9 protein-coding genes are annotated in these 8,346 nt (G+C 61.0%); 1 reads left to right on the top strand and 8 read right to left on the bottom strand.

The window, feature by feature from the left end; translation table 11 throughout:
• The 5 genes from DBR30_RS01275 to DBR30_RS01255 all read right to left on the bottom strand — a co-directional run.
• The coding region (locus tag DBR30_RS01275) for a D-2-hydroxyacid dehydrogenase (RefSeq protein WP_108588152.1) at positions 1 to 828 on the bottom strand (828 nt) is incomplete at its 3' end.
• A gap of 146 nt (positions 829 to 974) precedes the next feature.
• A complete protein-coding gene (locus DBR30_RS01270) occupies positions 975 to 1,739 on the bottom strand; it encodes a DUF3530 family protein (RefSeq protein ID WP_108540575.1) in 765 nt (254 codons plus the stop codon).
• Positions 1,740 to 1,873: 134 nt separating this feature from the next.
• Positions 1,874 to 2,440, bottom strand: a complete 567-nt coding sequence (gene efp / locus DBR30_RS01265; RefSeq protein WP_005362323.1) for an elongation factor P — start codon at positions 2,438 to 2,440, stop codon at positions 1,874 to 1,876.
• Positions 2,441 to 2,485: 45 nt separating this feature from the next.
• Complete coding sequence (earP, locus tag DBR30_RS01260; protein ID WP_108540573.1) at positions 2,486 to 3,694, bottom strand: elongation factor P maturation arginine rhamnosyltransferase EarP; 1,209 nt, start codon at positions 3,692 to 3,694, stop codon at positions 2,486 to 2,488.
• A 96-nt stretch (positions 3,695 to 3,790) separates the two neighbouring features.
• Positions 3,791 to 4,834 (bottom strand): GMP reductase, encoded by a 1,044-nt coding sequence (locus DBR30_RS01255; protein WP_108540571.1) that lies wholly within the window; start codon positions 4,832 to 4,834, stop codon positions 3,791 to 3,793.
• Positions 4,835 to 5,215: 381 nt separating this feature from the next.
• Between DBR30_RS01255 and rloA3 the strand changes: the two genes are divergently transcribed.
• The gene (gene rloA3, locus DBR30_RS01250; RefSeq protein ID WP_108540568.1) at positions 5,216 to 5,716 is read left to right on the top strand and encodes a retropepsin-like aspartic peptidase RloA3; all 501 of its coding nucleotides are present in this window, start codon (positions 5,216 to 5,218) and stop codon (positions 5,714 to 5,716) included.
• 34 nt (positions 5,717 to 5,750) lie between these two features.
• On the opposite strand, the gene DBR30_RS01245 is transcribed toward rloA3, so the two are convergent.
• The 3 genes from DBR30_RS01245 to DBR30_RS01235 form a co-directional block, all read right to left on the bottom strand.
• On the bottom strand, positions 5,751 to 7,187 hold the full coding sequence (locus DBR30_RS01245) for an ATP-binding protein (RefSeq protein ID WP_108540566.1): 1,437 nt from the start codon (positions 7,185 to 7,187) through the stop codon (positions 5,751 to 5,753).
• Complete coding sequence (locus DBR30_RS01240) at positions 7,184 to 7,870, bottom strand: response regulator (RefSeq protein WP_108540563.1); 687 nt, start codon at positions 7,868 to 7,870, stop codon at positions 7,184 to 7,186. Before DBR30_RS01240 ends, DBR30_RS01245 begins: the two co-directional genes overlap by 4 nt.
• Positions 7,871 to 8,000: 130 nt before the next feature.
• Positions 8,001 to 8,346: tetratricopeptide repeat protein (locus tag DBR30_RS01235; RefSeq protein WP_146181339.1), on the bottom strand; the 346-nt coding region annotated here is incomplete at its 5' end.

The following is an 8,346-nucleotide window of genomic DNA, read 5'->3' as shown; positions in this document are numbered from 1 at the left end:
ATGCAGCGCCTTCATCAAGGGATGGTCGGGGGGCGGGGGTTCGACGCTCGCCACATCGAAACCGGCACCGCCGAGGCGGCCATTGGCCAGCGCTTGCAGCAGCGCCTCCTCATCCACCAGTCCGCCACGGCCGACGTTGATCAGCAGGGCCCCCGGTTTCATCAGATCCAGCTCCCGCTCGCCAATCAGGTTGCGGGTGTAGGGGGTGAGCGGGCAGTGCAGGCTGATCACGTCCGAGCTTTGCAGCAACTCGTCGAGGGGCAAGCGGTCCTCGTCGTGGCTGGCGCCGACCTGACTCTGGGCGTAACGCACCGTCATCCCCATCCCTTTGGCCCGTTCGCCGAGCGCCTGACCGAGTGTCCCCTTGCCGATGATGCCCAGCTGCTTGCCGTGCAGATCCATGATGTTGTGGTCGAAGAAGCAGAACTGGCCGCTCTGTTGCCAGCGCCCCTCCAGCAGCGACTGGCGCCAGCAGAAGAGGTTGCGGGACAGGGCCAGCATCAGTGCCATGGCGTGCTCCGGCACCGAAGGGCCCGAGTAGTTGCGGATATTGCACACCCCGACGTTGGCGGCGCGGCACGCCTCCAGATCCACGTTGTCGCTGCCGGTAGCCGCGAGCGCGATGAGTTTGAGCTCCGGCAGCTGGGCCAGTTCGGCGGCGCCGATCCGTACCTTGTTGATGATGGCGATGCTGGCATCTTTGAGCCGCTCGACCACCTGTTCCGGGGTAGTTCTTGGATAACTCTGCCAGTGGTGGGGGAAGTCGGGGTGATGCAGGGTGATGCCCGCATCCAGGGTATCGCTGTCGAGAAACACAATCTGCTGCATGGACCTTCCTGCCATTGTTCAGGTTCGAGGAGCCATGATGCCAAAGAGGATGCAGTCAGGGCCAGCTCGTCGCTGTGCCAGGGCGGCGCTTTATCCGGCAGATGTGAGCTGGCGCGCAGCTTTGCTGCGCCATGGTGGCGACCGGTTTAGAGCCAGCCCAGATGGTTGAGCCAACCCTGAATGCGGGTGGGGGTCTCCTCCAGCTCCATCAGGGCGTAGGGACGATAGTTGAGCTTGTTGCTGCGCCGGCTCTCGCTTTTGCGGGCCTCGGCGGCCAGCAGGGGCCAGCGACCGCCATCCTCCTGATAAAGGTCCAGGGTGGGGATGGCCGCCTGAGCCACCTGTTTGGCCAGGGTCTGGTTGCTCTGCTGGTTGGGGAAGAAGCCATCGAGCAGCACCAGCGCGTCGGGGGCGGGCAACTGTTCGCTGGCGATGAGGTTGGCAGTCCAGGCGGCGCCGGTACCTTGCGCCAGGATCAGCTTGAAGCCCCCTTCCTGCAGCTTGGCATCCGCCAGCTTGCTGATCCGCTCGGCAAACTGCTTGCGAAATGCATCGCTATTTTTCGCTTTTTTCTCTGCAGCGGGGTCCAGTTCGGTCTGCTGGGAGGAGGGCAGCAGCAGCAGGGTATCAAAGCCCAGTCGGCCGAGGGCGCGGGTCAGTTGCCAGAGCTGGCCGCTGCGCTGCCAGTCGGGTAGCAGGATGGCAAGCCCCACATAGTTGTCGCTGTCGTGCTTGGCAAACAGCACCGTCTGTTTGTCGATTTGGGTGGCATCGGGCAGCCCTTTCCAGTCGCTCGCTTGCCAGTGGTCGAGGGGCATTGGCTCGGCAACGGGAGGCGCGACCTCGCTCGCCTGCGCGACATGGCCAGCCAGCAAGGTCAATAACAGCAGTGATAAGGATAATCTGGCCATAGTGTGCTCCCCCGGTTATCTGGGTTAGCGGCGGCGGCGGGATTTTCTGAAGGCGGGCGGTGCGATGGCAACTCGCAAGCAATAAAAAAGCGAGCCGGTGGCTCGCTTTTTTGCAATCAATTCAAAGCGGTCAATTAGTTGACGCGACGCTTGAATTCGCCGGTGCGGGTATCGATTTCGATCTTGTCACCGATCTCTACGAAAGCGGCAACAGCCAGCTCGTAGGTAGTGCCTTTCAGACGGGCAGGCTTGGTCACTTTACCGGAGGTGTCGCCACGGGCAGCCGGCTCGGTGTACTCAACTTCACGCACGATGGTGGTCGGCAGTTCTACGGAGATGGCTTTCTCGTTGTAGAAAGTCACTTCGCAGATGTCTTCCATGCCGTCTACCAGGTAGTTCAGCACGTCACCCAGGTTGTCTTTCTCTACGTCGTACTGGTTGTACTCGGTGTCCATAAAGACATACAGGGGATCGGAGAAGTAGGAGTAGGTGCACTCTTTACGTTCCAGCTGAACTACGTCCAGCTTGTCGTCGGCCTTGAAGACGGTCTCGGTAGCGCTGCCGTTCAGCAGGCCCTTCAGCTTCATTTTGACCACGGCGGAGTTACGGCCGGATTTGTTGAATTCAGCCTTCTGAACCACCATCGGCTCGGTGCCGATCATGACTACGTTACCAGCGCGGATTTCCTGTGCGGTTTTCATGTAAAAAATTCCTGTTCGTGAAACGGACGGATAAAAACTGCCAGATTATATACGGCTTTCTAAAAATTTCACCAACCGTGTGACGAGATCCCCATCCCGGAGCAACTTCTGTGACCAGCTTCGCCCATGTCGCTGCCAAATGGCGCTATATCGTGGCCATTGGCCCCAAAGTTCGCGGCAATCTTCGCCACGATTGAGAGCCAGATTAAAGCGGCGCAGCCATTGGCCGCACTCGGCGGGTAGATCGGATAAGTAGTGGTCAAGGAACTGCTCCAGCTTGACCAGATGGGCCTCTTCTTCCTGTTGGTAGATGTGCCAGAGGAAAGGACGAGCCGCCCACTGGGCCCGCACGAAGGAGTCCTCTCCACGTACCAGATTGAGATCGCAGCTCCACAGCAGTCGATCGTAACCGGCCTGATCTGTCATCGGCAGCAGCTTGATGGTGAGGTTGCCCGAGTGGAGCAGATCCCCCGCTTTGGCTGCAGGGATGGCATCAGTCAGACCGGCACCGGTGAGCACATCGTTGAGAGAGCGCCCCAGCGGCAGCAGCAGGGTGACGGGCGTGGCGCTCTGGCACCAGCTCTCGACCAGACTCTTCAGCGCATCGCTCTCGTAGGTAAAGAGGCTGACCCGCAGCTCGTGCTCTTGTCTAGGCGGCAAACCGAGACTGGCCCAGTAGGCTGCCAGTCCCGCATCATTTTGCTGCCACAGCTCCCGTTCGGCGATGAGGTCGTGTTCGCACAGGAGACCGCCGGTTTTAGCGGTAAAGCCCGGGAAGAAGAAGTATTTATTGAGGCTTTTATTGCCAACCCGCTGGGGTGAGGCGAGACCGTGGCAATCCTCGACCCAGCTCTCCGCCGAGAGGTACTCCAGATTGATCCAGCAGGGGGGCTTGGGTTGGCTCGCCATCAGTTCGGCCATTTGTGCAATGAAGGGGGCGGGCAGTTCACAGGCAAAGGCCTCGATCACCACTCTGGCCGGGGTCATGTCGGTCGGCAGGGACTCATGCCAGTGCTGGATATAGATGCCATCGACCCACTGGCCATCCTGCGCCGGGTCGAGCCCGGGGCAGATGCGGGCGAAACTTGGCAGATCGTCGACCCAGAGCCGCACCTGAACCTCATCGCCATGTGCCGCTATATTCCCCTCCCGCTTTAGCTGGCGGGCAAGTCGCCAGGTGACACCGATGTCGCCGAAGTTGTCGACGACGCAGCAGAAGATGTCCCAGTCAAACGGGGGCAGAGGAGTTGTCATGGCGCGGGATCCCGGATGCAAAAAAACCGGTGCGCAGGGTAGCACACCGGTTGACTGGCTTCTAACCGTCAGCGCGTGACGGCGGTCTGTGGCAGGTTACTCCTTGCCGTAGACGTTGTTCTCTTGCTCGCGAACCCGGATAAAGGTAGTCCGTTTTGTCAGCTCTTTCAGCTGGCTGGCACCCACGTAGGTACAGGTGGAGCGCACGCCGCCCAGAATGTCGCGCACGGCATTCTCGACCGGGCCGCGGTAGGGCAGCAGCACGGTTTTACCCTCGGAGGCACGGTACTCGGCAACGCCGCCGGCATGCTTGTCCATGGCGCTGGAGGAGCTCATGCCGTAGAACTTCATGAAGGGTTCGCCGTCTACATCGACGATCTCGCCACCGCACTCCTCGTGGGCTGCCAGCATGCCGCCCAGCATGACGAAGTCGGCGCCGCCGCCGAAGGCTTTGGCGACGTCGCCCGGGCAGGTGCAACCGCCGTCACCGACGATCTGGCCGCCGAGGCCGTGGGCCGCATCGGCACACTCGATGATGGCGGAGAGCTGCGGATAACCGACGCCGGTCTTGACGCGAGTGGTACAGACGGAGCCCGGGCCGATGCCGACCTTGACGATGTCGGCGCCGGAGAGGAGCAGCTCTTCGACCATCTCGCCGGTCACCACGTTGCCCGCCAGAATGACGTGGTTGGGGCAGGCTTCACGAATTTTGCGCACGAATTCGACGAAGTGTTCGGAGTAGCCGTTGGCCACGTCGACACAGATGAAGCGCAGCGCTTCGGACATGGCGAGGATCTGGCGGGTCTTGGCGAAATCTTCAGCCGAGGTGCCGGTGGAGACCATCACATGGCCCAGCAGCGTCGGGTCGGTCTCGTTGACGAAAGCTTGCCACTGCTCAAGGCTGTAGTGCTTGTGTACCGCGGTCATCATCTCGAAACCGGCCAGCGTGCGCGCCATGGCGAAGCTGCCGACGGTATCCATGTTGGCGGCGATAACGGGTACGCCTTGCCATTGGGTCTGAGTGTGTTTGAAGGTGAACTGACGGGTCAGGCTTACTTGGGAACGGCTCTTGAGAGTAGAGCGCTTGGGGCGGAACAGGACATCCTTGAAACCGAGCTTCAAGTCTTCTTCGATACGCATTACAAATTCCTTATTGAGCCTTGTTGAAAGTCACTTTTGCAGTGGCAAATTTTCGGCAGGCGCAAAAAAACCGGTGGTTTTCAGGCCCTCCGGTTTACAACAGTGTAGGCAAAAATCCCTTCAGAACAAGACTGATAATTTGTAAATCCTTGTGGTAGCCTTTGGCGTCACAACCTGAGGTTAACCACCAGTTTCATCCAGCACCGTTCGGTGCCTTGCTCTCCTGCGATATTCCCGCCCGCTTGGGCCGCCGTTCGGCCACTCTTTGTCGTCTCTCTCCTGACCCGCCAGATATTATCCAAGTAGCTGAAATAAATCGGATTGACCCACAATAGGACTGTGGTAGATCTGGGCGCAGGATTGACAAGGCAGGGCAGTAAAATGGGCAAGATGATGGTGGGGATCACCCTGATGCTGGCACTGTGTGGCAGTGTGCTGGCAGAGACCCCGACCAGCTATGGCTGGATCGAGAAGGGACTTATTTTGCCCACCGGCGTGGCGGTGAAGATGAAACTCGACACCGGGGCGCTCACCTCTTCCCTCGATGCACGCGCCATCACCAGATTCAAACGGGATGGCAAGCCCTGGGTGCGCTTCATGCTGGTGGTGACCGATGCCGACAGCGGCAAACTGGTCAAGCAGCAGTTCGAGCGGCGGGTCGAGCGCAGCGTGACGGTGCGCGGGGCGGGCGGTATGGAGCATCGACCAACGGTGACCATGTCCATCTGTCTGGGGGACAAGGTGTATGAGGAGTGGTTCACCCTGCGGGATCGCAGCAAGATGATCTATCCGGTGCTGCTGGGCCGCCGCCTGCTGGCCGAGCTGGGCCCGGTGGATTCCAGTCGAACCTTTACCGTGCAGCCCGCCTGCCGCCAAGAGTGAGCCGCCCCCATGGTGGGCGAACTCGCCTTGGCATCTATTTTTCTGGTGGCAGCGGTAGCCAGACGCTGACCTCCAGCCCCCCTTCCGGCCGGTTGTGGACATCGAGGTCGGCGCCGTGCAGCTGGGCGATGCGTGAGACGATGGCCATGCCGAGACCCACTCCATCCCCCTGCTGGGGATTGACCCGAAAGAAGCGTTCATACAGCCGGGGCAAGGCGCTGGCGGGAATGCCGGGGCCGTTGTCGCTCACATCCACCCTCACCCGGTTGCCCTCTCGCTGAACCCGCACCCTGATCTCGCCCTCCGGCTGGGTGTAGCGCAGCGCATTGTCGATGAGATTACTGAACAGCAGTTCGAGCAGGGTGGCCTGCCCCATCACCAGCTGCGGCAATTCACATTCCAGCGACAGCTGCTGATCCTTCTTGAGAGCGATGGGAGCCAGCGTCGCGAGGGTGCCTTGCAGCAGGTGGCCTATCTCCAGCTCAGTTAGTACCAGTCCCTGCTGGTTGTCGATACGGGCCTGGGTCAGTAGTTGGCGGATCAGCCGATCGCTGCGATCGAGGGCCTGCAGCATCTTGTGCAGGGATTGCTGGCGGCTGGTGTCATCATCGGCAGCCAGGGCATTTTCACTGTGGATCCGCAGTACCGCCAGCGGGGTGCGCAGCTCGTGGGCCGCCTCGTTGGTGAACTGTTTCTCCCGCTCTATGGTTTCCGCCAGCGCCTGCATCAGCCGGTTGATCTCGTTGGTGAGGGGGGTCAGCTCCTGAGCGCTTGTCTTGAGGCTGAGCGGGCTCAGGTTGGCGGGGTGACGCTCGCTGATGGCCTGGGCCAGCTGGCGCAGGGGGGCCAGCCCGCGGGTGATGAGCCACCAGAGCAGGGCCAGCAGAAAGGGCAGGGTGATCAGCAGCGGCAGCATGGTGAGGGTGGCCATCTTGCTGGCCAGTTCGCTGCGCTCGTCGTCCCGCTCGGCCACCACCAGCCAGGTCTGCTCCTGCTGGTTGTAGAGAGTGAAGGTGCGCCACTGGTGATTATCTTTTTCGACCGTGTCGAAGCCGATAGCCAGGGTGACCAGCGGCTGCTCCGGGGCGCTGGGGGCGCGCAGCAGCAAGCCGCCCTTTTCATCGAGCAGCTGGAAGTAGAGATTGCGTTCGAACTCGTGGCCGTAGGGGGTGATCTCCCGATCTTCGCCGGTCAGGTTGAGGCTGGGGTCTTTTTGCCACTCATCGGGATTTTGCGCCTCCCACTCCTGATAGACGGTGCCGTTGGCGGGCAGCTGCCCCTGCTGGGCCATGTAGCGAGCCAGTAGCTGATTGGTGATGCGGGCCGACTGGGCGAGGCGGGCATCAAACAGCTCCTCCATTTCGTGGCTCGCCTCCATGTAGCCGATAAAGGCGCTGATGGTGAGACTCAGGCTCACCAGCGTCAGGATACCGGTGAGCAGAAAGCGGCGAATGGAGCGCGGACGTTTCATCGTGCGGGTCTCCGGCTTGGCTGTTCGAGCTGGGGAATGATGTAGCCGACCCCGCGAATATTGCGGATAAGGTCGCTGTAGAACTTCTTGCGCAGATGGTGGATATGCACCTCCACCGCGTTGCTCTCGGCCCCTTCATCCCAGCCGTAGAGGCTCTGTTGCAGCTGATCCTTGCTCAGCACCCGGCCGCTCTGGCTGATCAGCTCCTGCAGCAACTTGTATTCATGGGGGGTGAGTTTGACCGCCTCCCCCTGATAGGTGACCTGCTGGGATTCGGGATAGATAAGGATGTCGCCATACTCCAGTATCGCCTGAGCCTGCCCCTTGCTGCGGCGAACCAGGGCGCGCAGACGGGCGTTGAGCTCCTGCAGGGCGAAGGGCTTGACCATGTAGTCGTCGGAGCCGGCATCGAGGCCGACCACCCGATCGTCCAGCGCATCGCGGGCGGTGAGGATCAGCACCGGCAGCTGGTGGCCCTCTCGCCGCAACTTGCGCAGCAGGCTGAGGCCATCGATGTCGGGCAGGTTGAGATCGAGGATCAGGGCGGCGAACTCGTCGCTCTTGAGGGCTGCCAGAGCGGGCAACCCCTGTTGCAGCCAGTCCACCGTATAGCCGCTATGGCGCAGTGCATCCTGCATACCATCCCCCAGCATCACATCATCTTCTACCAGCAGGATCCGCATTCTTTTCTCCCTGTTTGTTGGGTGTCGCGATGGGGCTCAGCACCAGGGCTTGCCGTGGCATAAACAACGCTGCCCACCAGTATGCAAGCTGGTGGGCAGAGTTTAAATAGATCTTTGATCCATCAGGGATTTATAGCTTGGCCAGTTTTTCGCGGATCTCCATCCTGCGCCCTTCATCGGCCACTTCGCGGCCCGGGCGGGCCGGGGCGGCCAGCGCCTTGTCGAGGTAGGTTTTGGCCTCGGCCTTGCGCCCCTGATCCAGCAGGAAGTCGCCATAGAAGAAGTTGGGGTCGATGCCATCCGGATTGATGGCCAGCGCCTGCTTGAGCAGTTGCTCCGCCTTTTCGTCATCGCCAAAGCCGACCGGCCAGCCGGGCACCTGATAGTAGAGCGAACCCAGGCTGGTGTAGGCAGAGCCATCCAGCGCCTTGGGATCCTGTTTGATGGCCAGTTCCAGCTTGGCCTTGGCCTCTTTC

This window comes from Aeromonas sp. HMWF017, assembly GCF_003061465.1.
Classification (GTDB): domain Bacteria; phylum Pseudomonadota; class Gammaproteobacteria; order Enterobacterales; family Aeromonadaceae; genus Aeromonas; species Aeromonas veronii.
This window is presented reverse-complemented; position numbering and strand designations above follow the sequence as displayed.